Raw genomic sequence first — 24,991 nt, 5'->3', positions numbered from 1 at the left:
ACCTGCAGCAGGAGGACGAGGAGAAGTGGACTGATGTCCGATACCAACACGCAGGGCCGAACCCGTCTCGACCAGCGGCCCGAGTGGCACGCGCTCGCCGAGCACCGCGAGGAGCTGGGCGCGACCCACCTGCGGGAGCTGTTCGACACCGACCCGGACCGCGCCCGGCGCTACACCGTGCGGGTCGGCGATCTCCATCTGGACTACTCCAAGCACCTGGTGACCGACGAGACGCTGCGTCTGCTGCGCCACCTCGCGGCGGCCACCGGTGTCGCCGAGCTGCGGGACGCCATGTTCCGCGGCGAGAAGATCAACGTCACCGAGGACCGCGCCGTGCTGCACACGGCGCTCCGCGCCCCCTTGTCGACCGAGATCACGGTCGACGGCGTCAACGTGGTGCCCGGGGTCCACCATGTGCTCACCAGGATGGGGAGCTTCGCCAACTCCGTCCGCACGGGCAAGTGGGTCGGCTCGACCGGACGCCGCATCAAGAACGTGGTGAACATCGGGATCGGCGGTTCCGACCTGGGACCGGCGATGGCCTACGAGGTGCTGCGGCCGTACACCGACCGCGAGCTCACCTTCCGCTTCGTCTCCAACGTGGACGGCTCCGACCTCCACGAGGCGTTGCACGGCCTGGACCCCGCCGAGACGCTGTTCATCGTCGCGTCCAAGACGTTCACCACCATCGAGACCATCACCAACGCCACCTCGGCGCGCCAATGGCTGCTCGACGGGCTCGGCGGCGACGAGAACGCGGTGCGCTTCCACTTCGTGGCGGTGTCCACGAACGCGGCGGAGGTCTCCAAGTTCGGCATCGACACCGACAACATGTTCGAGTTCTGGGACTGGGTGGGCGGCCGCTACTCGTACCCGTCCGCGATCGGGCTCTCGCTGATGATCGCCCTGGGCGAGGAGCAGTTCCGGGAGATGCTGGCCGGTTTCCACCTGGTCGACGAGCACTTCCGCACCGCCCCCGCGGAGGCCAACGCGCCGCTGCTGATGGGTCTGCTGGGCGTCTGGTACGGCCAGTTCTTCGACGCCCAGGCGCACGCGGTCCTGCCGTACAGCCACTACCTGTCGAGGTTCACGGCCTACCTTCAGCAGCTCGACATGGAGTCCAACGGCAAGTACGTGGACCGCGAGGGACGGCCCGTCGACTGGCAGACCGGCCCGGTCGTGTGGGGCACGCCCGGCACCAACGGACAGCACGCCTACTACCAGCTGCTGCACCAGGGCACGAAGTTCATCCCCGCGGACTTCATCGGCTTCGCCAACCCGGTCGGCGAGCTCGAGCCGGCCTTCGCCGCCCAGCACGACCTGCTGATGGCCAACTTCTTCGCCCAGACGCAGGCACTGGCCTTCGGCAAGACCAGCGAGGAGGTCCGTGCGGAGGGCGTCCCGGAGGAGCAGGTCCCGCACCGCACCTTCCGCGGCAACCATCCGACCACGACCATCCTCGCCAAGGAGCTGACCCCGTCCGTGCTGGGCCAGCTGGTGGCGCTGTACGAGCACAAGGTCTTCGTCCAGGGCGCGGTCTGGAACATCGACTCCTTCGACCAGTGGGGCGTCGAGCTGGGCAAGGTCCTCGCCAAGCGCGTGGAGCCCGCGCTGACCGAGGGCGCCGAGGTGGCCGGCCTGGACGCCTCCTCGAAGGCCCTCGTGGCCACCTACCGCTCGCTGCGCGGCCGCTGAGGCGGACGGCGCACACGCGAGAAGCGCGAAAAGACGCCGGGCGGGCTCCGAGGAGCCCGCCCGGCGTCTTTTCGCGTGTGGCGTCCCGCGCCGGTCACCGCCTCACGGGGAGGACGGCGGGTACAGCTGCGGGGGCAGCTTCGCGGCGGCCGTACGGTCCAGCAGCCACAGTGTGCGGGCCCGCCCGTGGGCACCCGCCGCCGGGGCCTGGATCTCACCGGGCCCGGACAGGGCGATGGCCACGGCTCCCGCCTTGTCCTCGCCCGCCGCCAGCAGCCAGACCTCGCGGGCGGCACGGATGGCGGGCAGGGTGAGCGAGATGCGGGTCGGCGGCGGCTTGGGGGAGCCGTGCACGCCCACGACGGTGCGCTCGGTCTCGCGAACCCCCGGGTGCCCGGGGAACAGCGAGGCCACGTGGGTGTCAGGACCCACACCGAGCATCAGTACGTCGAAGGAGGGCACCGGCCCGTGGTCCTCGGGACCGGCCGCCTCCGCCAGTGCCTGCGCGTAGGCCTCCGCGGCGGCGTCCGCGTCGTTGCCGAGCGGCCCGTCCGAGGGCGGCATCGCGTGTACCCGCGCCGGGTCGACCGGAACCGCGTCGAGCAGCGCCTCACGGGCCTGGGTCTCGTTGCGCTCCGGGTCGCCCGAGGGCAGGAACCGCTCGTCTCCCCACCACAGATCCAGCCGCGCCCAGTCCACCGCGTCCCGGGCCGGCGAGGCGGCCAGGGCGGCGAGCAGGGCGTTGCCGTTGCGTCCGCCGGTCAGCACCACCGAGGCGGAGCCGCGGGCGGCCTGGGCGTCCACGATCTTCGTGATCAACCGGGCCGCCGCGGCCTGCGCCATCAGCTCCTTGTCCCGGTGGACCACCACCTGGGGTGCGGTCACTGGGCGGCCGCCTTCTTGCCGGAGCCGCCGTCCTGGCCCGTCCCCGCCGCGGCGGCGGCCGGCTCGGCCGTCTCCTCGGCGTGCGCGAGCCGGTCGACGCCGAACTTGACCGCGGCCGCGTACGCCTCGTCGGGGTCGAGCCGGCGCAGCTCCTCGGCGATCAGGTCCGAGGTCGCCCGCCGCTGCAGCGCCACGTGCCGGTCCGGCTGGCCCGGGATGGCGAGCTCGGCCAGCGAGCCGGTCGGCCGGTCCAGGCAGATCTCGCCGTCCGCGGTCGCCAGCCGTACGGCGGTGATGCCGGGGCCGTCGGAGACCTTCCGCCTGACGGGCACGCCGAGTCGCCGGGCGAGCCACAGCCCGAGCAGCTCCGTGCTCGGGTTGTACGCCTCGCCCTCGACGACGGCGCCCTTGACCGCGGCCTGCTTCTGGTCCAGGGCCGCGGCCAGCACGCTGCGCCACGGGGTGATCCGGGTCCAGGCGAGGTCGGTGTCGCCGGGGGCGTACGTCGCGGCGCGCAGACCCAGTGCGGCGACCGGGTCCTCGGTGGCCGCCGCGTCGGTGATCCGGCGCGCCGCGAGCTGGCCCAGCAGGTCCTCGGCGGGGTTCGCCGGGGCGTCCTCGGGCCACCAGACCACCACGGGGGCGTCGGGCAGCAGCAGCGGCAGCACGACGCTCTCGGCGTGGTCGGCGAGTTCACCGTGCAGGCGGAGCAGGACGATCTCGCCGGTGCCGGACTCGCCGCCGACGCGCACCTCGGCGTCGAGGCGGGCGCTGCGCCGGTCCCGGGGGGAGCGGCCGGGCCGCTTGATGACGACCAGGATGCGCGAGGGGTGCTCGCGCGAGGCGTCGGAGGCGGCCTTGAGGGCGTCGTAGTGGTTGCCCTCGTCGGTGACGATGACGAGGGTGAGCACCATGCCGACCGCCGGGCTGCCGATGGCCCTGCGGGCCTTGATCAGCGCCGAGTTGATCTTGCTTGAGGTGGTCTCGGTCAGATCGATGTTCATGGCCGGCGCCAGCTCCTGCCGTCTCGTGCGAGCATCTCGTCCGCCGCCTTCGGACCCCAGGTGCCCGCGGTGTACTGCTCGGGCTTGCCGTGCCGGTCCCAGTACTCCTCGATCGGGTCCAGGATCCGCCAGGACTCCTCGACCTCCTGGTGCCGGGGGAAGAGGTTGGCGTCGCCGAGCAGGACGTCCAGGATCAGCCGCTCGTAGGCCTCCGGGCTGGACTCGGTGAAGGACTCGCCATAGGCGAAGTCCATCGTCACGTCCCGGATCTCCATCGAGGTGCCCGGCACCTTGGAACCGAACCTGATGGTGATGCCCTCGTCCGGCTGGACCCGGATGACCAGGGCGTTCTGCCCCAGCTCCTCGGTCGCGGTGTTGTCGAACGGGGAGTGCGGGGCGCGCTGGAAGACGACCGCGATCTCGGTGACGCGACGGCCCAGGCGCTTGCCGGCGCGCAGGTAGAACGGGACGCCCGCCCAGCGGCGGTTGTCGATGCCCAGCTTGATCGCGGCGTAGGTGTCGGTCTTGGACTTGGGGTCGATGCCCTCCTCCTCCAGGTAGCCGAGCACCTCCTCCCCGCCCTGCCAGCCGTGCGCGTACTGGCCGCGCACGGTGTGCCGGCCGAGGTCGGCCGGCAGCTTGACCGCCTGCAGCACCTTCAGCTTCTCCTGCACCAGCGACTTGGCCTCGAAGGAGGCGGGCTCCTCCATGGCGGTCAGGGCGAGGAGCTGCAGCAGGTGGTTCTGGATGACGTCGCGTGCGGCGCCGATGCCGTCGTAGTAGCCCGCGCGGCCGCCGATGCCGATGTCCTCGGCCATCGTGATCTGCACGTGGTCCACGTAGGAGCGGTTCCACAGCGGCTCGAACATCGTGTTGGCGAAACGCAGCGCCAGGATGTTCTGGACCGTCTCCTTGCCCAGGTAGTGGTCGATCCGGAAGACGTCCTGGGAGCGGAAGACCTGGTGGACGACCTGGTTGAGCTCCTGGGCACTGGCCAGGTCGTGGCCGAAGGGCTTCTCGATGACGGCCCGGCGCCAGGAGCCCTCGGGCGGGTCGGACAGCCCGTGCTTCTTCAGCTGCTGGACCACGCTCGGGAAGAACTTGGGCGGCACGGAGAGGTAGAAGGCGAAGTTGCCGCCCGTACCGCGGGCCTTGTCCAGTTCGTCGACCGTGGCGCGCAGCTTCTCGAAGGCCTGGTCGTCGCCGAAGTCGCCGGGGACGAACCGCATCCCCTCGGAGAGCTGCTGCCAGACCTCCTCGCGGAAGGGGGTGCGCGCGTGCTCCTTGACGGAGTCGTGGACGACCTGCGCGAAGTCCTCGTCCGCCCAGTCGCGGCGGGCGAAGCCCACGAGGGAGAAGCCCGGCGGCAGCAGCCCGCGGTTGGCGAGGTCGTACACGGCGGGCATCAGCTTTTTACGTGACAAATCGCCCGTGACGCCGAAGATCACCAGGCCCGACGGCCCCGCGATGCGCGGGAGCCGTCGGTCCGATGCGTCACGCAGCGGGTTGGCGCTGCTCAACGTGCTTACGCCTCCTTCGGCGCCAGGCGCTTGAGCTCGGCCTCGGTCGAGCCCAGCAGCTCGTTCCAGGACACCGCGAACTTCTCGACGCCCTCGTCCTCCAGCAGCTGGACGACGTCGTCGTACGAGATGCCGAGCGCGCCGATCGCGTCGAGCTCGCCCTGGGACTGCTCGTAGGTGCCGCGGATGGTGTCCCCGGTGACCTCACCGTGGTCGGCGACCGCGTCCAGCGTGGCCTCGGGCATGGTGTTGACGATGCCCGGGGCGACCAGCTCGGTCACGTACAGGGTGTCCGGGTAGGCAGGGTCCTTCACACCGGTGGAGGCCCACAGCGGACGCTGCTTGTGCGCGCCCTCACGCTCCAGCGCCTGCCAGCGGTCGGAGGAGAAGACCTCCTCGTACGCCTGGTAGGCCAGCCGGGCGTTGGCGACGGCGGCCTTGCCCTTGAGGGCCTTGGCCTCGTCGCTGCCCAGCTTCTCCAGGCGCTTGTCGATCTCGGTGTCCACGCGCGACACGAAGAAGGAGGCCACCGAGCGGACCAGGGAGAGGTCCAGGCCCGCGGCCCGGGCCTTCTCCAGGCCCGCCAGGTAGGCGTCCATGACCTCGCGGTAGCGCTCCAGCGAGAAGATCAGCGTGACGTTGACGCTGATGCCCCGGCCGATCACCTCGGTGATGGCCGGCAGGCCCGCCTTGGTCGCCGGGATCTTGATCAGGGTGTTGGGCCGGTCCACCAGCCAGGCCAGCTGCTTGGCCTCGGCGATGGTGGCGGCGGTGTCGTGGGCCAGACGCGGGTCGACCTCGATCGACACGCGGCCGTCCTGGCCGCCGCTGGCGTCGTACAGCGGGCGCAGCACGTCGGCGGCGTCGCGTACGTCCGCGGTCGTGATCATCCGCAGTGCCTCGTCCACCGTCACCTTGCGCGCGGCGAGGTCGGTGAGCTGCTGCTCGTAGCCGTCACCGCCGGCGATCGCCTTCTGGAAGATCGACGGGTTGGTGGTGACGCCGACCACGTGGCTCTGGTCCATGAGCTCGGCCAGGTTGCCGGAGGTGATCCGCTTACGGGACAGGTCGTCGAGCCAGATCGCCACGCCCTCGTCGGAGAGGCGCTTGAGTGCGTCTGTCATGGGTTCTGCATCTCCTCGGTACGTCGTATGGGTCTGTGCGTCAGCGTGCGGCGGCGGCGACGGAATCGCGTGCGGCGGCGGCCACGGCCTCTGCGGTCAGACCGAACTCGCGGTAGAGGACCTTGTAGTCGGCGCTTGCCCCGAAGTGCTCCAGGGACACAATCCGGCCCGCGTCGCCGACGAAGCGGTGCCAGGTCAGCCCGATTCCGGCCTCGACGGCGACCCTCGCGCGCACGTTCGGCGGGATGACGCTGTCGCGGTACGCCTGGTCCTGCTCCTCGAACCACTCCACGGACGGCATGGAGACCACGCGCGTCGGGATGCCGTCGGCCTGAAGCTGCTCGCGGGCCTCGACGGCCAGCTGCACCTCGGAGCCGGTGCCGATCAGGACGACCTGCGGCTGACCGCCCTCGGCGTCGAACAGCACGTAGCCGCCCTTGGCCGTGTTCTCGTTCGCCGGGTAGGTCGGCACGTTCTGCCGGGTCAGCGCCACGCCGTGCGGGGCGGGCTTGGCGGTGTGGCGGCGCAGGATCTCCGCCCAGGCGATCGCCGTCTCGTTGGCGTCGGCCGGCCGGACGATGTTGAGGCCGGGGATGGCGCGCAGCGCGGCCAGGTGCTCGATCGGCTGGTGGGTCGGGCCGTCCTCGCCGAGGCCGATGGAGTCGTGCGTCCACACGTAGGACACGGGCAGCTTCATCAGCGCGGCGAGGCGCACGGCCGGGCGCATGTAGTCGGAGAACACCAGGAAGGTGCCGCCGTAGATGCGGGTGTTGCCGTGCAGCGCGATGCCGTTCATCGTCGAGCCCATGGCGTGCTCGCGGATGCCGAAGTGCACGGTGCGGCCGTACGGGCTCGCCTCCGGCAGCGGGTTGTCCGCCGGGAGGAACGAGGACGAGGCGTCGATGGTGGTGAGGTTCGAGCCCGCCAGGTCGGCGGAGCCGCCCCACAGCTCGGGGATCACGCCGCCCAGCGCCTTGAGCACCTCACCGGAGGCCTTGCGGGTGGCGACGTCCTTGCCCGCGGGGAACTCCGGGACGACGTCCTCCCAGCCGGCCGGGAGCTCGCCGGCGTGGATGCGGTCGAAGGTACGGGCCCGCTCCGGGTTGGCGGAGCGCCACTCCTCGAACCGCTTGGTCCACTCAGCGTGGGCCTCGCGGCCGCGGTCGGCGACCTTGCGCGCGTGCGCCAGCACCTCGGCGGCGACCTCGAAGCTCTGCTCGGGGTCGAAGCCCAGCACCTTCTTGGTGGCCGCGACCTCCGCGTCGCCCAGCGCCGAGCCGTGGGCGGCCTCGGTGTTCTGGGCGTTCGGCGCCGGCCAGGCGATGATCGTGCGGGCCGCGATGATCGAGGGGCGGTCGGTGACGGCCCGGGCCTTGTCGAAGGCGGCGTACAGGGCGTGCACGTCGAAGTCGCCCGAAGGGTCCTGCTCGATGCGCTGCACGTGCCAGCCGTAGGCCTCGTAGCGCTTCAGCACGTCCTCGGAGAAGGCGGTCGCGGTGTCGCCCTCGATCGAGATGTGGTTGTCGTCGTACAGGGCGATCAGGTTGCCCAGCTTCTGGTGCCCGGCCAGCGAGGACGCCTCGGCGGAGATGCCCTCCTCCAGGTCGCCGTCGGAGACGATCGCCCAGATGGTGTGGTCGAAGACCGACTCGCCCGGTGCCGCGTCCGGGTCGAACAGGCCGCGCTCGTAGCGGGCGGCCATCGCCATGCCCACCGCGTTGGCGACGCCCTGGCCCAGCGGGCCGGTGGTGGTCTCCACACCCGTCGTGTGACCGTGCTCCGGGTGGCCGGGGGTGCGCGAGCCCCAGGTGCGGAAGGCCTTGAGGTCCTCCAGCTCCAGCCCGTAACCCGAAAGGAAGAGCTGCGTGTACAGCGTCAGCGACGTGTGTCCCGGCGACAGGACGAAGCGGTCGCGACCGGTCCACGCGGCGTCGGAGGGGTCGTGCCGCATCAGCTTCTGGAACAGCAGGTAGGCCGCGGGGGCGAGGCTCATCGCCGTGCCCGGATGGCCGTTGCCGACCTTCTGTACGGCGTCCATCGCCAGAACCCGGGCGGTGTCAACCGCACGCCTGTCCAGCTCGCTCCACTCCAGCTCGGAGGTGGTCGGCTCGGTGCTCACCTGAGAGGGCTCCTCTCCACATGTATTACGCCGGTGACGATGTGCACACCGGGCGTTGCCGAGCCTACCCCTGCACGTGCGTGCACCTTTTCGAGTGTGGGCTCGACGGCTGCGGCAACCGATCCCCGGGCAGCGGCATTCCCTCCCCGGCACCGGTGGTGTCACCAGCGTGCCCCGGTCAGCGTTTCTTCGCCTGTTGAACGCAGAACACCTTCAGGTTGCACTTCTCTTGCGCTATGGAGGCCAACACGTGGCACCCCCGAGCGCGGGCGGAGTATCCGCTACGTCTAAAGTGGCGTGGTACGCGCAAGCGGAGCCGCTTGCTGGACTTTTCCTCAGGGGTGTTCGTGACGGCCGTCGAATCCCGGCCCGCCGGAGCCATCGGGTCGAGCCACGGCCACCGGCCGTTCGGTGCCCGTGTGATGGCGTTCGTGGCGCTGACCAAGCCGCGCATCATCGAGCTGTTGCTCATCACGACGGTTCCGGTGATGTTCCTTGCGGCAGGCGGTGTCCCCGACCTCTGGCTGGTCGCGGCGACCATGGTCGGCGGCTACATGTCGGCGGGCGGCGCCAACGCCCTCAACATGTACATCGACCGCGACATCGACGCGCTCATGCACCGTACGGAGCAGCGCCCGCTGGTCACCGGCATGGTCGCGCCGTGGGAGTGCCTGGTCTTCGGCATCACGCTTTCGGTGGTCTCCACCGCGTGGTTCTGGGTGCTCGTCAACCCCCTGTCGGCGGCGCTGTCCCTCGCGGCGATCCTCTACTACGTCTTCGTCTACACCCTCGGCCTCAAGCGCCGCACGGCCCAGAACATCGTCTGGGGCGGCATCGCCGGCTGCATGCAGGTGCTCATCGGCTGGTCGGCGGTGCGGAACGAGCTGGCCTGGGCGCCGTTCGTCCTCTTCCTCGTCCTCTTCTTCTGGACGCCCCCGCACTACTGGCCGCTGTCGATGAAGGTGAAGGACGACTACGAGCGCGTGGGCGTGCCCATGCTGCCGGTCGTGGCGGGCAACGTCGTGGTGGGGCGGCAGATCGTCATCTACAGCTGGGTGATGGTGCTGGTCTCGCTCACGCTGTGGTGGCCGCTCGGTGCGGCGAGCTGGTTCTACGCGGCCGCGGCCGTGCTGCTGGGCGCCTTCTGGCTGGTCGAGGCGCACGCCCTGTACGGGCGGGCGAAAGCCGGTGTGGTCGGCGCCAAGCTCAAGGAGATGCGGCTGTTCCACTGGTCCATCACCTACGCGACGCTGCTGTTCGTCGCCGTCGCCGTGGACCCCTTCCTGCGCTGATTACCGACGGGTAGCATTCCTTTCATGGCAGAGACCGAGGAAGCAGTCACCCAGGCCGCGGACCGCCGGGCCGCGGCCCGTGCCGAGCGCCGCGCCGCCCGCCTGGCGAAGCAGATCACCGCGTTCGCCAGGAGCCACGGCGGCGGTGCCGAGGGCCAGATCGCGTACATCGGCGAGGTCGGCACCCGCATCGTGCTCGTCGGGGAGAACGGCGAGTGGGGCGACCTGGTGGCCCCCACGTACGACATCGCCCGCAGCGCCGTGGAGCGCTCCGGGATCACCGTGCACGAGTCCTTCGACGGAGACCTCGCCGCCAAGGTGCGCACCGGCCGCTACGAGTGGTCGCGGATGGCCGGGATCCAGATCGGCGGCCCCGCCAACACCTGACGCCGGCCCCGCCCGTTAGGACCATGGGAGTGGTCCGGTCGACGGGTGGCAACGAGGAGGCGCCGGTGGATACCGAGGAACGCGACGAGCGGCGGCTGACGGCCCGCCGGGAAGCGGCGCGGCTGTCCGCGGAGGGCGTGCGCGCCGTCGCCGTCAGCTGGGTCGACAACGCGGGCATCAGCAGGGCCAAGACCGTGCCGACCGCCCGGCTCCCGCACGCCGCGCACCGCGGGGTGGGCATGTCGCCGGTCTTCGACGTCTTCACCTCCGACGACGCCGTCACCTCCTCCCCGCTCATCGGCGGCCCCGACGGCGACCTGCGGCTCTTCCCCGACCTGGACCGGCTGACCGTGCTGGCTGCCCGGCCCGGCTGGGCCTGGGCCCCGGCCGACCGCTACGACCAGGACGGCCGCCCGCACCCCGCCTGCCAGCGGCTGTTCGCCCGGCGTATGACGGAGCGCGCCGCCGAGCGCGGTCTGGAACTGCGGATGGGCTTCGAGACCGAATGGGTCGTGGCCAAGGACGACGGCAGCGGCGACTGGGCCTCCCGCGGCCCGGCCTACGGCCTGACGCGGGTGACCGAACTCTCGGACTACCTGCTCGACCTCCACGACGCCCTCGCCGCCCAGCGCATCGAGGTCCTGCAGGTGCACCCCGAGTACGCGCCCGGCCAGTTCGAGGTGTCCACCGCGCCCGCCGACCCGGTCCGCGCCGCCGACGAGGCCGTCCTCGTCCGCGAGACCGTGCGGGCGGTCAGCGCCGCCCACGGGCTGCGCGCATCCTTCGCCCCGGCCGTCGTCGCCGGGCAGGTCGGCAACGGTTGCCACCTGCACCTGAGCCTGCGCGAGCACGGGCACAACCTGCACCGCGACCCCACCGCCCCGTACGGCCTGGCACCCGCCGCGAACACCTTCCTGGCGGGCGTGCTCGACGCCCTGCCCGCCCTGTGCGCCATCGGCGCCCCGTCCCCGGCCAGCTACCTGCGGCTCGTCCCCTCCCACTGGGCCGGCGTGTACCGCTGCTGGGGCGTGGAGAACCGCGAGGCGGCGCTGCGCCTGGTGCCGGGCGAGGCCGACGACCCCGACGGCGGCCACGCCGAGCTCAAGCCCTTCGACGCCGCCGCCAACCCCTATCTGCTGGTCGGCTCCGTCATCGCGGCGGGCCTGGCCGGTCTGCGCGACGGAGGGCGGACGCTGCCGCCGCCGGTCAGCGGCGACCCGGTCGGGCACGGCGACCGGAAGCGGCTGCCCACCTCGCTCGGCGAGGCCGTCTCGCACCTGGTGCGCAACGAGGTACTGAAGGAGGCTCTGGGCGAGGCGCTGTTCGGCGCGGTGGTCGCGGTGCGGCGCGCCGAGTCCGAGGCGCTGGCCGAGTACGGTCCCGACGAGCTCGCGGAGGCCACCCGGTGGCGGTGGTGATCGAGCTGCCGTCTCTGGTCGACCACCACTGCCACGGCGTCGTCCGCGGCGAGCTCGGCATCACGGCCTTCGAGACGTATCTCACCGAGTCCGACGCGCCCGCGGCGCCCGGCACCACCTTCTTCGACACCCAGACCGGCTTCGCCGTCCGCCGCTGGTGCCCGCCGCTGCTCGGACTGGAGCCGCACTGCCCGCCGGCGGGCTACCTCGCGCGGCGCCGCGAACTCGGGGTGTACGAGACCACGCGCCGGCTGATGCGGGGCAGCGGCATCGGCACGTACCTCGTCGACACCGGGCTGCCCGGGGACCTGACGACGCCCGCGGAGCTCGCCGCCGCCGGCGGGGGAGCGGAGCGGGAGATCGTCCGGCTGGAGCGGCTCGCCGAGGACGTCGCCGGGACCTGCGACTCGGCGGGGCCCCTGGTCGAGGGCATCGCCGCCGCCGTCCACGCCTCCGCGCGCACCGCCGCCGGCTTCAAGTCGATCGCCGCCTACCGCCATGGCCTGGGCCTCGCCCCGCAGCCGCCTGCGCCCGGCGAGGTCCGGCACGCCGCCGGGGCGTGGCTGGAGGCGCGCAGCGCCGGACGTCCCCGGCTCGATGACCCCGTACTGCTGCGGCACCTGCTGTGGACGGCCGTCGCGACCGGGCTGCCGCTGCAGCTGCACACCGGCTTCGGTGACCCGGACCTGCGGCTCGACCGGGCGGACCCGGCGCTGCTGACGGACTTCGCCCGGGCGACCGCCGGGACGGGGACCGACCTGGTGCTGCTGCACTGCTACCCGTACCACCGTCAGGCGGCGTACCTGGCGAACGTCTTCCCGCACGTGCACGCGGACGTCGGCCTCGCCCTCACCCATGTGGGGGCGCGGGCGGGCGCGGTCCTCGCGGAGTTCCTTGAGCTGGCGCCGTTCGGGAAGCTGCTGTTCTCGACGGACGCCTACGGGCTGCCCGAGCTGTACGTGACCGGCGCGGAGGCCTTCCGCGGCGCGGTGCGCGAGGTGCTGGGCGGCTGGGTCGCGGACGGCGCCTGGTCGGCGGCCGACGCCCGGCGCGTCGCGGCCCTGGTGGCCGCGGACAACGCGCGGCGGCTGTACCGGCTCCCCTGAGCGGGGGCGGTCGGATCTCTCGCCGTCTCGCGCCCGCAGGGCGTGCCGCGGCCGCGGTCCCTACGCGGCGGGAGCGGGCTCCGGGGCGGACGTGACGGCCGTGGGCACCGGCTCCTCGCCGCGCTCGTTCTCCGGACGCTCGCGCATCGAGAGCAACACGCGCAGCACCCCGATCCACACCAGCGTCGAGCCGAGCATGTGGAGGGCCACCAGGACCTCGGGCAGCTTCGTGAAGTACTGGACGTAGCCGATGACGCCCTGCGAGAGCAGCACGATCAGCAGATCCCGCACCCGGGCCCGCGGCCCCGCCGGGGCGTCGACGGCGCGCAGCACGAACCACAGCGCGATCGTCAGCCCGCACACCACCCACGCCAGGTCGGCGTGGAGTTGCGAGATGGTCTCCCACTTCACCGGGACGCGCGGAACGTCGCTGCTGTCGCCCGCGTGCGGTCCGGCCCCCGTGACGAGCGTGCCGACCGCGATCAGCGCGCCCGAGGCGGCGATCAGCACCCAGGTCAGCTGCCTGACCGGCTTGCCGACCAGGGGACGCGCTTCGGCGTCGCCCTCTCCGGCCCGCTGCCACATCACCAGCGCGACCGCGATCAGCGCGCTGGAGAGCAGGAAGTGCGCGGCGACCGTGTACGGGTTGAGACCGGTCAGCACGGTGAAGCCGCCGAGCACGGCGTTGCCCATGACGACCCAGAACTGGGCCCAGCCGAGCCGGGTCAGCCCGCGCCGCCACGGCTTCACGGCCCGCGCGGCGATGATCGCCCAGCCGACGGCGGCGCACAGCACGTACGTCAGCATGCGGTTGCCGAACTCGATCACCCCGTGCACGCCCATCGCCCGGGTCGCGGTGAGGCTGTCGCCGGTGCACTTGGGCCAGGTCGGGCAGCCGAGGCCCGAGCCGGTCAGCCGGACGGCGCCGCCGGTCACCACGATGACCACACTCATGACGAGCGCGGCCAGCGCGGCCCGCCGGACCGTCTCGGGGGACGGGGTCCAGCGCTGGGCGATGAAGGCCAGGGGGTTTCGCGCGGCTTGGCCTGCTTGGCTGAGATTGGGCACGGCCACCATCGTAGGCGCCTCCTTGTGCAATCCTTCACGAGGGGGACGCCCAGGGGAGGGGATGGGGGACATGAGCGACGTGGACCGGCGGAAACTGCTCTACGGAGGCGCCGCGGCGGCGCTCACGGGGATAGGCGCGGCCGCGTACACCGCCGCGGACACCCCTGCCGCCGAGGCCGTGCGGCAGCCCAGGAGCACCACGCACCCCGGTGTGGTCGACGTCGTCGCCGACTTCGGCGCCAAGGGCGACGGCACCACCGACGACAGCAAGGCCTTCGCGGACGCCTACCGCTACGCCGAGTCCCGCCTGGACGACCACACCGGCCGCACCGTGATCGACGTCCCGCCCGGCAAGTACCTGATCACCGAGCCCGGCGCGCTGCTGGACGGCGACGACCCGTCCAACGCCGCCAACGGCCTGCGCTTCCGGGGCGCGGGCCTGCGCATCAGTGAGATCGTCTTCGCGCCGCGGGACCCGGCCGGCGCCTTCCTGTGCCGCAACGACGACATGTGGCAGAACATCGCCTTCGAGGGCCTGCGCTTCACCTCCGGCACCCCGGGCGCCTCCTTCTTCTCCTCGTACTCCACCGGCGGCGCGGCGAACTACCGTTTCACCGACTGCGAGTGGATGGGCGAGTGGGAGTACGGCATCGCCCTCGACGGCACCAACACCAACTCCGAGATGCGCTGGGAGGCCTGCCGGGTGGGCGGCGCCTACCGCAGGGCGTTCCTCTACTCGGGCCTGTCCAAGCGCTCGGAGAACCCGGAGCAGCAGGACCAGTTCCTCAACTACTGGTTCACCGACATGAACGTCACCTACGAGTGGGGCAACTTCCTGGAGTTCCCCTACGGCGGCTCGGTCACCTGCCGCGCCGGGAGCTACATCGTCACCGGGCGGCGCCCCGCGCCCCACCCCGACTACGGCTACGAGAGCGCGTTCTTCCGGTTCCCCCGCAAGCAGCACTTCAGTTCGGTGCAGCGCTTCCACGCCGAGGACATCCGCTTCGAGCTGCGCAACGCCGACACGGTCGTGATCGACTGCGAGTGGGGCGGCGGCACCGTCCACTTCAACGACTGCGACGACACCGCCAACGCCTTCAAGTCCTTCGCCCCGCAACTGCGGGCCCACCGCTACACACTGGGCCCGCGCGGCCCGCTGGTGCGCTACGACTCCTGCCAGCTCACCGGAGCCCACCGCTACCGCGCCGACGGCTCCGCGGAACTGCCCACGACCGTGCGCTACGACATGTGCCTGCTGGCCAGCCACGCCCCGGAGAGCGGCTTCCTCGCCCTCGACGAGGGCCAGGGCACCGGCTTCGCCCGCTTCGTGGACTGCGTCACTCCCACCTGAACCAGCGCGCCGCCGCGCCGAGGCCCAGCACCGCCCAGACGGCGAGGATCCCGAGGTCGCCCCACGGCATGCCCGCGCCGTGCTGGAGGACGTCGCGCAGGCCGTCCGACAGGGCCGAGATCGGCAGCAGTTCCAGGACGGAACGGGCCGCGCCGGGGAACCTGTCCAGCGGAACGATCACCCCGCCGCCGACGAGCAGCAGCAGGAAGACCAGGTTCGCGGCGGCGAGCGTGGCCTCGGCGCGCAGCGTTCCGGCCATCAGCAGACCGAGGCCGGAGAAGGCCGCCGTGCCCAGGGCGAGCAGCAGGAGCACCGCGAGCGGGTTTCCGCTCGGCGACCAGCCCAGCGCGAACGCGATCACGGTGAGCAGGGCGATCTGCAGGACCTCGGTGACCAGCACGGAGCCGGTCTTGGCGGTCATCAGCGCCCAGCGCGGCAGCGGGGACGCGCCGAGCCGCTTCAGCACGCCGTAGCGCCGCTCGAAGCCGGTGGCGATGGCCTGGCCGGTGAATGCGGTCGACATCACGGCCAGCGCGAGGACGCCCGGGGTGAGGAAGTCGACGGCCTTGCCGGCGCCGGTGTCGACGATGTCGACGGCGCTGAAGAGGACCAGCAGCAACGTGGGGATGACGACGGTCAGCAGCAGCTGCTCGCCGTTGCGCAGCAGCATCCGGGTCTCCAGCGCGGTCTGCGCGCCGATCATCCGGGGCAGCGAGGCCGCTCCGGGGGCCGGGGTGAAGGTGCCGGTGGCGGTCACGAACGCAGCTCCTTGCCGGTGAGCTCCAGAAAGACGTCCTCCAGGGTGCGCCGCTCGACCGCGAGGCGGTCGGGCATCACGCCGTGCTGGGCGCACCAGGAGGTGACGGTGGCCAGCATCTGCGGATCGACCTTGCCCTCGATCCGGTAGCTGCCCGGGGTGAGCTCCACCGCCGCGGAGTCGGCGGGCAGCGCCTTGAGCAGGGAGGCCAGGTCCAGGCCCGGGCGGCCGGAGAAGCGCAGGGTGTTCTCGGCGCCGCCGCGGCACAGCTCCTCGGGGGTGCCGCTCGCTATCACGCGCCCCTTGTCGATGATCGCGACGTCGTCGGCGAGCTGCTCGGCCTCGTCCATGAAGTGCGTGGTCAGGACGACGGTTACGCCGTCGGCGCGCAGTTCGCGGATCAGCTCCCAGGTGCTGCGGCGGGCCTGCGGGTCCAGTCCGGCCGTCGGCTCGTCCAGGAAGACCAGCTCCGGGCGGCCCACGACGGCCATCGCGAGCGCAAGGCGCTGCTGCTGGCCGCCGGAGAGCCGGCGGTACGGGGTGCGGCCGCAGGACTCCAGGCCGAGCCGTTCGATCAGCAGGGCGGGGTCGACGGGGTCGGCGTGCAGCTTCGCGGTGTGCCGCAGCATCTCCTCGGCGCGGGCACCGGGGTACACGCCGCCGGACTGCAGCATCACGCCGATCCGGGGCCGCAGCGCGGCGGCCTCCCGTACGGGGTCGAGCCCCAGCACCCGTACCCGGCCGCCGTCGGGACGGCGGTAGCCCTCGCAGGTCTCGACGGTCGTGGTCTTCCCTGCTCCGTTGGGTCCGAGCACGGCGGTCACGGTGCCCCGGGCGACGCTCAGGTCGAGCCCGTCCACCGCGGTCTTGGCGCCGTATCGCTTGACCAGTCCCGTCATCTCGACCGCGGGGTCCATTCGCATGAACGGAAGTCTACGAACCCGCGAGGGGCGCTCCGCCGCGAGGGCGGTGCCGCGCGCCGTCACCGCCGGTCGCGCGGGGTGCGCGGCGGCCGGATCCCGGCGGCGGGGAAGATCGTTTCCCCAGGTCAGGTTAGGTTTCCCTAAGTGACGCAGCAGACATCCACCCCGGGAGCCGCCGCTTGCCTCTGCGAGATGAATTACGCAACACTGGGCTTGTGAAAAACGTGTCCGAGGCTCAGGAGGAGCAGACGACCGGGGAGCGGAGCACCCGCAACCGCGTCGCCAGGTCCGTCCTGGTCCACGGGCCGTCGACCGCCGCCGACCTGGCGGAACGGCTCGGGCTCACGCAGGCGGCCGTACGCCGCCACCTGGACGCGCTCGTCGCCGAGGACATCGTCGAGCCCCGCGAGAAGCGGGTCTACGGGAACCGCGGCCGCGGCCGCCCCGCCAAGGTGTTCGCGCTGACCGACTGCGGCCGCGACGCCTTCGACCAGGCCTACGACCAGCTCGCCGCCGACGCGCTGCGCTGGATCGCCGAGTCCGCCGGCGGCGGGGAGCAGGGGGACGCCGCGGTGTCCGCCTTCGCCCGCGCCCGGGTCGCCGCGCAGGCCGAACGCTACCGGGCGGTCGTCGAGGCGGCCGGCCCCGAGGAGCGCACGCAGGCGCTGGCCGAGGCGCTCAGCCAGGACGGGTACGCTGCCACGACGCGCAACGCGCCCGCCTCCGCCGGCGAGCAGCTCTGCCAGCACCACTGCCCGGTGGCCCACATCGCCGAGCAGTTCCCGCAGCTGTGCGAGGCGGAGGCCGAGGTCTTCTCCCGCCTGCTCGGCACCCATGTACAACGGCTGGCGACCATCGCCCACGGAGACGGTGTCTGCACCACCTTCGTGCCGAAGGCCGCGTCGCCGTCCGGAACCACCGCACCGACAAACACCGCAAGCAACGCCGGGAGGAACCCCGCATGACTGCCCCCCTGGAGACGGCTCACCCTGAACTCGAGGGTCTGGGCAACTACGAGTACGGCTGGGCCGACTCGGACGTGGCCGGTGCCGCCGCCCGTCGTGGCCTGAACGAGGACGTCGTCCGCGACATCTCCTCGAAGAAGAACGAGCCCGAGTGGATGCTCAAGCTGCGCCTCAAGGGCCTCAAGCTCTTCGGGAAGAAGCCCATGCCCACCTGGGGCTCGGACCTGTCCGGCATCGACTTCGACAACATCAAGTACTTCGTGCGGTCCACGGAGAAGCAGGCGGAGTCCTGGGAGGACCTGCCCGAGGACATCAAGAACACCTACGACAAGCTGGGCATCCCCGAGGCGGAGAAGCAGCGGCTGGTCGCGGGCGTGGCCGCGCAGTACGAGTCGGAGGTCGTCTACCACCAGATCCGCGAGGACCTGGAGGAGCAGGGCGTCATCTTCCTGGACACCGACACGGCGCTGAAGGAGCACCCGGAGCTGTTCCAGGAGTACTTCGGCACGGTCATCCCCGCGGGTGACAACAAGTTCGCCTCCCTGAACACCGCGGTGTGGTCCGGCGGCTCCTTCATCTACGTGCCGAAGGGCGTGCACGTCGAGATCCCGCTGCAGGCCTACTTCCGGATCAACACCGAGAACATGGGTCAGTTCGAGCGGACGCTGATCATCGTCGACGAGGACGCCTACGTCCACTACGTCGAGGGCTGCACCGCGCCGATCTACAAGTCGGACTCGCTGCACAGCGCCGTGGTCGAGATCATCGTGAAGAAGGGCGGCCGCTGCCGCTACACGACGATCCAGAACTGGTCGAACAACGTGTACAACCTGGTCACCAAGCGCGCCGTGGCGTACGAGGGCGCGACCATGGAGTGGGTCGACGGCAACATCGGCTCCAAGGTGACCATGAAGTACCCGGCCGTCTACCTGATGGGCGAGCACGCCAAGGGCGAGACCCTGTCGATCGCCTTCGCGGGCGAGGGCCAGCACCAGGACGCCGGCGCCAAGATGGTGCACATGGCGCCGAACACCTCCTCCTCGATCGTCTCCAAGTCGGTGGCCCGCGGCGGTGGCCGCACCTCCTACCGCGGTCTGATCGAGATCGGCGAGGGCGCCGCCGGCTCCAAGTCCAACGTGCTGTGCGACGCGCTGCTGGTGGACACGATCTCCCGCTCGGACACCTACCCGTACGTGGACGTCCGCGAGGACGACGTGTCGATGGGCCACGAGGCGACCGTCTCCAAGGTCAGCGAGGACCAGCTCTTCTACCTGATGAGCCGCGGCCTGGAGGAGACCGAGGCGATGGCCACCATCGTCCGCGGCTTCGTGGAGCCGATCGCGCGCGAGCTGCCCATGGAGTACGCGCTGGAGCTCAACCGGCTGATCGAGCTGCAGATGGAGGGCGCGGTCGGCTGACGCCGCCCCCTCCGCCCGGGGACACCCCCTGGCATGGCAACCCCGTCAAGCTCGTGAGCGAGCCGAAGGGCGCGCCGCCGCCGACAGTGACGAGACCGAGCGACCGAGGAACGAGGGAGCGAAGTGTCGAGGGACGTCGGCGGCGGGTCAGAGCGCCCGGAGGCCAGCGAACACAGAAAGAGGCAGTAAGACAGCCATGGCTGAAACCATCCCGGCCGCCGGTGCCACCACCGAAGGCGCCATCCAGGTCGGCCAGCCCCGGGACGCCCGGGTCAGCGCGCCCGCGTCCTACGACGTGGCCGACTTCCCCGTGCCGCTCGGCCGCGAGGAGGAGTGGCGCTTCACCCCGCTGGAGCGGCTGCGCGGTCTGCACGACGGCACCGCCGTCGCCACCGGTGGCGGCGTCAAGGTCGAGGTGAGCGCCCCCGCCGGCGTCACCGTCGAGACCGTCGGCCGGGACGACGCCCGGGTCGGCAAGGCCGGCAAGCCGGTCGACCGGGTCGCCGCCCAGGCGTACAGCGCCTTCGAGAAGGCCGGTGTCGTCTCCATCCCCAAGGACGCGGTGCTCTCCGAGCCGGTGCGGATCTCCGTGCACGGCCAGGGCGGCGTGGCCTTCGGCCACCAGGTCGTCGAGGTCGGGGCCTTCGCCGAGGCGGTCGTGGTGATCGACCACACCGGTGACGCCACCGTCGCCGCCAATGTGGAGTACCTGATCGGCGACGGCGCCAAGCTGACCGTCGTCTCCGTCCAGGACTGGGACGACACCGCGGTGCACGTCGCCCAGCACACCGCGCTGGTCGGCCGCGACGCGACCTTCAAGTCCGTGATCGTCACCTTCGGCGGCGACCTGGTCCGGCTGAGCCCGCGGGTCGTCTACGGCGCCCCGGGCGGCGAGGCCGAGCTCTACGGCCTGTACTTCACCGACGAGGGCCAGCACCAGGAGCACCGCCTCTTCATCGACCACGACACCCCGCACTGCCGGTCCAACGTGGCGTACAAGGGCGCGCTGCAGGGCCGGGACGCGCACGCGGTGTGGATCGGCGACGTGCTCATCCGCGCCGAGGCCGAGGGCACCGACACCTACGAGCTCAACCGCAACCTGGTGCTCACCGACGGCGCCCGGGTCGACTCGGTGCCGAACCTGGAGATCGAGACCGGCGAGATCGTCGGCGCCGGCCACGCCTCGGCCACCGGCCGCTTCGAGGACGAGCAGCTCTTCTACCTGATGGCCCGCGGCATCCCGGCCGACGAGGCCCGCCGGCTGGTCGTGCGCGGCTTCTTCGCCGAGCTGATCCAGCAGATCGGTGTCGCCGACCTGCAGGAGCGCCTGCTGGAGAAGATCGACGCGGAGCTGGAGGCGTCCGTCGTATGACCACTGCTGAAGGCTTCGTCCGCGCCTGCGCGCTGAGCGAGCTCGAGGAGGACACGCCCAAGCGTGTCGAGCTCGGCGGCGTGCCGGTGTCGGTCGTGCTCACCGAGGGCGAGGTGTTCGCGATCAACGACATCTGCTCGCACGCGAACGTCTCACTGTCCGAGGGCGAGGTGGAGGACTGCCAGATCGAGTGCTGGCTGCACGGCTCCTCCTTCGACCTGAGGACCGGCAAGCCGTCCGGGCTGCCCGCGACGCGGCCCGTCCCCGTGTACCCCGTTCAGATCCAAGGGGACGATGTGCTCGTCTCCGTCACCCAGGAGTCCTGAGACACCCATGGCAACGCTTGAGATCCACGACCTGCACGTCTCCGTCGCGGCCGAGAACGGTCCGCGGGAGATCCTCCGCGGCGTCGACCTGACCGTGAAGCAGGGCGAGACCCACGCCATCATGGGTCCGAACGGCTCCGGCAAGTCGACCCTGGCCTACTCGCTGGCCGGGCACCCGAAGTACACCGTCACCGGTGGCACCGTGACCCTGGACGGCGAGGACGTGCTGGCCATGTCCGTCGACGAGCGGGCCCGGGCGGGCGTCTTCCTGGCCATGCAGTACCCCGTCGAGGTCCCCGGCGTCTCGGTCTCCAACTTCCTGCGGACCTCGGCCACCGCCATCCGCGGCGAGGCCCCGAAGCTGCGCACCTGGGTGAAGGAGGTCAAGGAGGCCATGGAGCGCCTGCACATGGACCCCTCCTTCGCCGAGCGCAACGTCAACGAGGGCTTCTCCGGCGGTGAGAAGAAGCGCCACGAGATCCTGCAGCTCGAACTGCTCAATCCCAAGATCGCGATCCTCGACGAGACCGACTCCGGCCTGGACGTCGACGCGCTGCGCATCGTCTCCGAGGGCGTCAACCGGGTGCGCGAGAGCGGTGAGGTCGGCACGCTGCTGATCACCCACTACACCCGGATCCTGCGCTACATCAAGCCCGACCACGTCCATGTCTTCGCCGCGGGCCGGATCGCCGAGTCCGGTGGCCCGGAGCTCGCGGACAAGCTGGAGGCCGAGGGCTACGAGGCCTATGTGAAGGGAGGCGCGTCCGCGTGACACCGCAGCTGCCGGGCCTGCTGGACGCCGAGGCGATCCGCAAGGACTTCCCGGTGCTGGACCGCCTGGTCCACGACGGGAAGAAGCTCGTCTACCTGGACAACGCCGCGACCTCGCAGAAGCCGCGCCAGGTCCTCGACGCCCTCAGCGAGTACTACGAGCGCTACAACGCCAACGTCCACCGCGGTGTGCACACGCTCGCCGAGGAGGCCACGGCGCTGTACGAGGGCGCCCGTGACAAGATCGCGGCCTTCATCAACGCGCCGAGCCGCGACGAGGTGATATTCACCAAGAACGCCTCGGAGTCGCTGAACCTGGTCGCCAACATGCTGGGCTGGGCCGACGAGCCCTACCGGGTGGACAGCGACACCGAGATCGTCATCACGGAGATGGAGCACCACTCCAACATCGTCCCGTGGCAGCTGCTCTCGCAGCGCACCGGCGCGAAGCTGAAGTGGTTCGGCCTGACCGACGACGGCCGGCTCGACCTGAGCGACATCGAGCGGGTCATCACCGACAAGACGAAGATCGTCTCCTTCACGCTCGTCTCCAACATCCTGGGCACGGTCAACCCGGTCGAGGCGCTCGTGCGCCGCGCCCAGGAGGTCGGCGCCCTGGTGCTGATCGACGCCTCGCAGGCCGCGCCGCACATGGTGCTGGACGTGCAGGCGCTGCAGGCCGACTTCGTGGCCTTCACCGGCCACAAGATGCTCGGCCCGACCGGCATCGGCGTGCTGTGGGGCCGCCAGGAGCTGCTGGAGGACCTCCCGCCGTTCCTGGGCGGCGGCGAGATGATCGAGACCGTCTCGATGCACGAGTCGACCTACGCGCCCGCGCCTCACAAGTTCGAGGCCGGTACGCCCCCGATCGCCCAGGCCGTCGGCCTCGGCGCGGCCGTGGACTACCTGAGCGCCATCGGCATGGACCGGATCGCCGCGCACGAGCACGCGATCACCGAGTACGCGCTGCGCCGGCTGAAGGAGGTGCCCGGGCTGAAGATCATCGGACCGGACACCCCCGAGGGCCGCGGCTCCGCGATCTCCTTCACCCTCGGCGACATCCACCCGCACGACGTGGGCCAGGTACTCGACGAGCAGGGCATCGCCGTGCGGGTCGGACACCACTGCGCGCGGCCGGTGTGCCTGCGGTACGGAATTCCCGCGACCACGCGAGCGTCGTTCTATCTGTACTCCACTCCGGCCGAGGTCGACGCCTTGGTCGAGGGCCTGGAGCACGTACGGAACTTCTTCGGCTGAGGGACGGACGGCGAAGCCTGTGAAGCTGGATTCGATGTACCAGGAAGTCATCCTGGACCACTACAAGAACCCGCACGGCCGCGGCCTGCGCGACGGTGATGTCGAGGTGCACCACGTCAATCCGACGTGCGGCGACGAGATCACCCTGCGCGTCAAGCTCGACGGCACGTCCATCCAGGACATCAGCTACGAGGGTCAGGGCTGTTCCATCAGCCAGGCCAGTGCCTCCGTGCTCAACGAACTGCTCGTCGGCCGCCAGGTCGACGAGGCCGTGAAGGTCCAGGAGGTCTTCCTGGAGCTGATGCAGTCCAAGGGCAAGCTGGAGCCCGACGACGCGATGGAGGACGTGCTGGAGGACGCGGTCGCGTTCGCCGGCGTCTCCAAGTACCCGGCGCGCGTCAAGTGCGCGCTGCTGAGCTGGATGGCGTGGAAGGACGCCACCGCCCAGGCACTGGGCGATGGCGCGGTCAGGGAGTCCGCATGAGCGAGAACGCAGAAGTGACGACGACGAAGCCGGCGAGCGAGGAGGAGATCCGTGAGGCCCTCTACGACGTCGTCGACCCTGAACTGGGCATCGACGTCGTCAACCTCGGCCTGATCTACGGCATCCACATCGACGACAGCAACGTCGCGACCCTCGACATGACGCTCACGTCGGCGGCCTGTCCGCTGACCGACGTCATCGAGGACCAGGCGAAGTCGGCCACCGACGGCATCGTCAACGACCTGAAGATCAACTGGGTCTGGATGCCGCCGTGGGGCCCCGACAAGATCACCGACGAGGGCCGCGATCAGCTGCGCGCGCTGGGCTTCAACGTCTGACCCCTCGCGAGGCCACGACTGCGGGACACCGCTCCGGTGAGGAGCGGTGTCCCGCAGTCGTATTCTCGTTTGCGCTCGTTTCCGCGGGCCCGCGAGTCTTCCGCGCATGAGCAATCACTTCGCCGCCATCGGACTCGGCGTGACCGACCAGGACTCCTTTCGCGCACTTGTCTCCGGGCTCCTCGAACGCGCCGCCGTGCAGACGGTCGGGGGCGACGTGCGGCAGCACGTGTGGACGGGCACCGGTGGTGCCCGGGTCGTGATCGAGACGTGACGGACTCCCCGGCGGCCGGGCACTGGGTCGACGGGGAGTTCTTCATGACCGGCTCGCTGGGGTCGGCCCCGGCGCCGGGTGCCGCCCGGAAGCGGTGGTGGTCGCGCCGGTCCTGAGGGGTCAGCCATGTGTACGGGTGTACACATCGATGTGTACGCTTGTACGCATGGCATACGCATTGCTGGGCGGGGCGATACTCGCCGAAGTGCTCGGTACGACGTCCATGAAGTACAGCGACGGCTTCACCAGGCTGTGGCCCTCCCTCGGCACCGCCGCCGGCTACCTGATCGCCTTCGCGCTGCTCGCGCAGACGCTCAAGTCGATGTCCGTGGGCACCGCCTACGCGATCTGGGCCGGCGTCGGCACCGCAGCGATCGCCGCCATCGGCATGGTCTTCCTCGGCGAGGCGGCCACCGCGGCCAAGCTGACGGGGATACTCCTGGTCATCGCCGGGGTGGTCGTCCTCAACCTGGGCGGCTCCCACTGATGGCCCGCCGGTACGACCCCGACCGGCGGCAGCGCCTCATCGACGCCGCGATCCGCGTGGTCGGCGAGCGCGGCATCGCCGGGCTCAGCCACCGGGCGGTGGCCGCGGCGGCCGACGTCCCGCTGGGCTCGACCACCTACCACTTCGCCACCCTCGACGACCTGCTCGTGGCCGCCCTGCGGCAGTGCAACGAGGCCTTCTTCCGCGAGGTCGGGGAACGCGCCCTGCTCGGCGCGCCCGGCGCCGACCTCGCCGCCGAACTGGCCCGGTTCGTCGAGGAGACGGTCTCCCGGGACCGCCCCCGTGCGCAGCTGGAGTACGAGCTCTACCTGGCCGCCGTCCGTCACGAGGCGGTGCGCCCGGTCGCCGCGGAGTGGGTGGACAACATGGCCGCCCTCCTCACCCGGTGGACCGATCCGGTCACCGCCCGCGCGCTGGCCGCCCTCACCGACGGTATGTGCCTGCAGGCGCTGCTGACCGGGCGCGACATCGACCGGGAGGAGGCCCGCGAGGTCTTCGCGCGGATCATCGGCACACCCGGGCGAGACTGCTGACCTATACCGGCCGCGACCTGATCCGGCATCCTCACGCGCCGCATTCACGCCTTCACGTGATCGATTCTTGTAGAGCGTCGATCGGAGGCCAGTAAA

25 protein-coding genes are annotated in these 24,991 nt (G+C 71.1%); 17 read left to right on the top strand and 8 right to left on the bottom strand.

Going from position 1 to position 24,991, the window contains the following annotated elements:
• The first annotated feature begins 33 nt into the window (after nucleotides 1–33).
• Complete coding sequence (gene pgi, locus PV342_RS18050; RefSeq protein WP_400803269.1) at nucleotides 34–1,695, top strand: glucose-6-phosphate isomerase; 1,662 nt, start codon at nucleotides 34–36, stop codon at nucleotides 1,693–1,695.
• 102 nt (nucleotides 1,696–1,797) lie between these two features.
• Here the strand turns inward: pgi and pgl are convergent, their stop codons facing one another.
• Genes pgl through tkt form a run of 5 tightly spaced genes read right to left on the bottom strand, consistent with a single transcriptional unit; the run spans nucleotide 1,798 to nucleotide 8,347 of the window.
• Complete coding sequence (pgl, locus tag PV342_RS18045) at nucleotides 1,798–2,580, bottom strand: 6-phosphogluconolactonase (RefSeq protein ID WP_400803272.1); 783 nt, start codon at nucleotides 2,578–2,580, stop codon at nucleotides 1,798–1,800.
• Nucleotides 2,577–3,584: a glucose-6-phosphate dehydrogenase assembly protein OpcA gene (gene opcA, locus PV342_RS18040; RefSeq protein ID WP_361005721.1), complete on the bottom strand. Its 1,008-nt coding sequence runs from the start codon at nucleotides 3,582–3,584 to the stop codon at nucleotides 2,577–2,579. The genes pgl and opcA overlap by 4 nt, the downstream gene beginning before the upstream one ends.
• A complete protein-coding gene (gene zwf / locus PV342_RS18035; RefSeq protein ID WP_329188529.1) occupies nucleotides 3,581–5,104 on the bottom strand; it encodes a glucose-6-phosphate dehydrogenase in 1,524 nt (507 codons plus the stop codon). Before zwf ends, opcA begins: the two co-directional genes overlap by 4 nt.
• A gap of 5 nt (nucleotides 5,105–5,109) precedes the next feature.
• The gene (gene tal, locus PV342_RS18030; protein ID WP_400803275.1) at nucleotides 5,110–6,228 is read right to left on the bottom strand and encodes a transaldolase; all 1,119 of its coding nucleotides are present in this window, start codon (nucleotides 6,226–6,228) and stop codon (nucleotides 5,110–5,112) included.
• A gap of 40 nt (nucleotides 6,229–6,268) precedes the next feature.
• Nucleotides 6,269–8,347 carry a transketolase gene (gene tkt / locus PV342_RS18025; protein WP_386989542.1) on the bottom strand — a complete coding sequence of 693 codons (2,079 nt, stop codon included), beginning with the start codon at nucleotides 8,345–8,347 and terminating at the stop codon, nucleotides 6,269–6,271.
• A 347-nt stretch (nucleotides 8,348–8,694) separates the two neighbouring features.
• Between tkt and PV342_RS18020 the strand changes: the two genes are divergently transcribed.
• The 4 genes from PV342_RS18020 to PV342_RS18005 all read left to right on the top strand — a co-directional run bounded on the left by PV342_RS18020 (nucleotide 8,695) and on the right by PV342_RS18005 (nucleotide 12,550).
• Nucleotides 8,695–9,639 carry a heme o synthase gene (locus PV342_RS18020; protein WP_037732195.1) on the top strand — a complete coding sequence of 315 codons (945 nt, stop codon included), beginning with the start codon at nucleotides 8,695–8,697 and terminating at the stop codon, nucleotides 9,637–9,639.
• Between the two features lie 24 nt (nucleotides 9,640–9,663).
• Nucleotides 9,664–10,026, top strand: coding sequence for a hypothetical protein (locus PV342_RS18015; RefSeq protein ID WP_018560681.1), 363 nt, complete (start codon nucleotides 9,664–9,666; stop codon nucleotides 10,024–10,026).
• 65 nt (nucleotides 10,027–10,091) lie between these two features.
• The gene (locus tag PV342_RS18010; RefSeq protein ID WP_500317854.1) at nucleotides 10,092–11,444 is read left to right on the top strand and encodes a glutamine synthetase family protein; all 1,353 of its coding nucleotides are present in this window, start codon (nucleotides 10,092–10,094) and stop codon (nucleotides 11,442–11,444) included.
• The gene (locus tag PV342_RS18005; RefSeq protein WP_500317893.1) at nucleotides 11,441–12,550 is read left to right on the top strand and encodes an amidohydrolase family protein; all 1,110 of its coding nucleotides are present in this window, start codon (nucleotides 11,441–11,443) and stop codon (nucleotides 12,548–12,550) included. The genes PV342_RS18010 and PV342_RS18005 overlap by 4 nt, the downstream gene beginning before the upstream one ends.
• A gap of 60 nt (nucleotides 12,551–12,610) precedes the next feature.
• Here the strand turns inward: PV342_RS18005 and PV342_RS18000 are convergent, their stop codons facing one another.
• Nucleotides 12,611–13,627 (bottom strand): COX15/CtaA family protein, encoded by a 1,017-nt coding sequence (locus tag PV342_RS18000; RefSeq protein WP_400803282.1) that lies wholly within the window; start codon nucleotides 13,625–13,627, stop codon nucleotides 12,611–12,613.
• Nucleotides 13,628–13,688: 61 nt separating this feature from the next.
• Between PV342_RS18000 and PV342_RS17995 the strand changes: the two genes are divergently transcribed.
• Complete coding sequence (locus PV342_RS17995; protein WP_386989550.1) at nucleotides 13,689–14,969, top strand: glycosyl hydrolase family 28-related protein; 1,281 nt, start codon at nucleotides 13,689–13,691, stop codon at nucleotides 14,967–14,969.
• Here the strand turns inward: PV342_RS17995 and PV342_RS17990 are convergent.
• Nucleotides 14,956–15,672 (bottom strand): ABC transporter permease, encoded by a 717-nt coding sequence (locus PV342_RS17990; protein WP_199789231.1) that lies wholly within the window; start codon nucleotides 15,670–15,672, stop codon nucleotides 14,956–14,958. The two genes, PV342_RS17995 and PV342_RS17990, sit on opposite strands and share 14 nt — an antisense overlap.
• A gap of 50 nt (nucleotides 15,673–15,722) precedes the next feature.
• Nucleotides 15,723–16,649: an ABC transporter ATP-binding protein gene (locus tag PV342_RS17985; protein ID WP_386989553.1), complete on the bottom strand. Its 927-nt coding sequence runs from the start codon at nucleotides 16,647–16,649 to the stop codon at nucleotides 15,723–15,725.
• A 215-nt stretch (nucleotides 16,650–16,864) separates the two neighbouring features.
• Here PV342_RS17985 and PV342_RS17980 point away from each other — a divergent pair, with 215 nt between their 5' ends.
• The 11 genes from PV342_RS17980 to PV342_RS17930 all read left to right on the top strand — a co-directional run bounded on the left by PV342_RS17980 (nucleotide 16,865) and on the right by PV342_RS17930 (nucleotide 24,895).
• Nucleotides 16,865–17,614, top strand: a complete 750-nt coding sequence (locus tag PV342_RS17980) for a helix-turn-helix transcriptional regulator (RefSeq protein ID WP_386989556.1) — start codon at nucleotides 16,865–16,867, stop codon at nucleotides 17,612–17,614.
• On the top strand, nucleotides 17,611–19,032 hold the full coding sequence (gene sufB / locus PV342_RS17975; RefSeq protein ID WP_018560673.1) for a Fe-S cluster assembly protein SufB: 1,422 nt from the start codon (nucleotides 17,611–17,613) through the stop codon (nucleotides 19,030–19,032). Before PV342_RS17980 ends, sufB begins: the two co-directional genes overlap by 4 nt.
• A 196-nt stretch (nucleotides 19,033–19,228) precedes the next feature.
• A complete protein-coding gene (gene sufD / locus PV342_RS17970; protein ID WP_400803287.1) occupies nucleotides 19,229–20,404 on the top strand; it encodes a Fe-S cluster assembly protein SufD in 1,176 nt (391 codons plus the stop codon).
• Nucleotides 20,401–20,730, top strand: coding sequence for a non-heme iron oxygenase ferredoxin subunit (locus PV342_RS17965; protein WP_018560671.1), 330 nt, complete (start codon nucleotides 20,401–20,403; stop codon nucleotides 20,728–20,730). The genes sufD and PV342_RS17965 overlap by 4 nt, the downstream gene beginning before the upstream one ends.
• A gap of 7 nt (nucleotides 20,731–20,737) precedes the next feature.
• Entirely contained in the window at nucleotides 20,738–21,502 is a 765-nt protein-coding gene (gene sufC / locus PV342_RS17960; RefSeq protein ID WP_386989561.1) for a Fe-S cluster assembly ATPase SufC, read from the top strand.
• Nucleotides 21,499–22,758, top strand: a complete 1,260-nt coding sequence (locus PV342_RS17955; protein WP_386989564.1) for a cysteine desulfurase — start codon at nucleotides 21,499–21,501, stop codon at nucleotides 22,756–22,758. The genes sufC and PV342_RS17955 overlap by 4 nt, the downstream gene beginning before the upstream one ends.
• Before the next feature lie 19 nt (nucleotides 22,759–22,777).
• Entirely contained in the window at nucleotides 22,778–23,242 is a 465-nt protein-coding gene (gene sufU, locus PV342_RS17950; RefSeq protein ID WP_018560668.1) for a Fe-S cluster assembly sulfur transfer protein SufU, read from the top strand.
• Nucleotides 23,239–23,580 (top strand): metal-sulfur cluster assembly factor, encoded by a 342-nt coding sequence (locus PV342_RS17945; protein WP_018560667.1) that lies wholly within the window; start codon nucleotides 23,239–23,241, stop codon nucleotides 23,578–23,580. The genes sufU and PV342_RS17945 overlap by 4 nt, the downstream gene beginning before the upstream one ends.
• A gap of 106 nt (nucleotides 23,581–23,686) precedes the next feature.
• Complete coding sequence (locus PV342_RS17940) at nucleotides 23,687–23,854, top strand: hypothetical protein (protein ID WP_400803294.1); 168 nt, start codon at nucleotides 23,687–23,689, stop codon at nucleotides 23,852–23,854.
• Between the two features lie 166 nt (nucleotides 23,855–24,020).
• Nucleotides 24,021–24,341 (top strand): DMT family transporter, encoded by a 321-nt coding sequence (locus PV342_RS17935; protein WP_026251297.1) that lies wholly within the window; start codon nucleotides 24,021–24,023, stop codon nucleotides 24,339–24,341.
• Nucleotides 24,341–24,895, top strand: coding sequence for a TetR/AcrR family transcriptional regulator (locus tag PV342_RS17930; RefSeq protein ID WP_392605742.1), 555 nt, complete (start codon nucleotides 24,341–24,343; stop codon nucleotides 24,893–24,895). The genes PV342_RS17935 and PV342_RS17930 overlap by 1 nt, the downstream gene beginning before the upstream one ends.
• Nucleotides 24,896–24,991: the final 96 nt, after the last annotated feature.

The organism is Streptomyces sp. PA03-3a, assembly GCF_033792735.1.
Classification (GTDB): Bacteria; Actinomycetota; Actinomycetes; order Streptomycetales; family Streptomycetaceae; genus Actinacidiphila.
This window is presented reverse-complemented; position numbering and strand designations above follow the sequence as displayed.

Coding starts and splice junctions, on each gene's coding strand:
- PV342_RS17995 (WP_386989550.1), top strand. CDS start 13,689: ATGAGCGACGTGGACCGGCGGAAACTGCTCTACGGAGGCGCCGCGGCG.
- sufB (WP_018560673.1), top strand. CDS start 17,611: ATGACTGCCCCCCTGGAGACGGCTCACCCTGAACTCGAGGGTCTGGGC.
- PV342_RS17930 (WP_392605742.1), top strand. CDS start 24,341: ATGGCCCGCCGGTACGACCCCGACCGGCGGCAGCGCCTCATCGACGCC.
- PV342_RS17990 (WP_199789231.1), bottom strand. CDS start 15,672: ATGATCGGCGCGCAGACCGCGCTGGAGACCCGGATGCTGCTGCGCAAC.
- opcA (WP_361005721.1), bottom strand. CDS start 3,584: ATGAACATCGATCTGACCGAGACCACCTCAAGCAAGATCAACTCGGCG.
- PV342_RS18000 (WP_400803282.1), bottom strand. CDS start 13,627: ATGGTGGCCGTGCCCAATCTCAGCCAAGCAGGCCAAGCCGCGCGAAAC.
- PV342_RS17985 (WP_386989553.1), bottom strand. CDS start 16,649: ATGCGAATGGACCCCGCGGTCGAGATGACGGGACTGGTCAAGCGATAC.
- PV342_RS17935 (WP_026251297.1), top strand. CDS start 24,021: ATGGCATACGCATTGCTGGGCGGGGCGATACTCGCCGAAGTGCTCGGT.
- PV342_RS17945 (WP_018560667.1), top strand. CDS start 23,239: ATGAGCGAGAACGCAGAAGTGACGACGACGAAGCCGGCGAGCGAGGAG.
- PV342_RS17940 (WP_400803294.1), top strand. CDS start 23,687: ATGAGCAATCACTTCGCCGCCATCGGACTCGGCGTGACCGACCAGGAC.
- sufC (WP_386989561.1), top strand. CDS start 20,738: ATGGCAACGCTTGAGATCCACGACCTGCACGTCTCCGTCGCGGCCGAG.
- sufD (WP_400803287.1), top strand. CDS start 19,229: ATGGCTGAAACCATCCCGGCCGCCGGTGCCACCACCGAAGGCGCCATC.
- PV342_RS18015 (WP_018560681.1), top strand. CDS start 9,664: ATGGCAGAGACCGAGGAAGCAGTCACCCAGGCCGCGGACCGCCGGGCC.
- pgi (WP_400803269.1), top strand. CDS start 34: ATGTCCGATACCAACACGCAGGGCCGAACCCGTCTCGACCAGCGGCCC.
- PV342_RS17965 (WP_018560671.1), top strand. CDS start 20,401: ATGACCACTGCTGAAGGCTTCGTCCGCGCCTGCGCGCTGAGCGAGCTC.
- tal (WP_400803275.1), bottom strand. CDS start 6,228: ATGACAGACGCACTCAAGCGCCTCTCCGACGAGGGCGTGGCGATCTGG.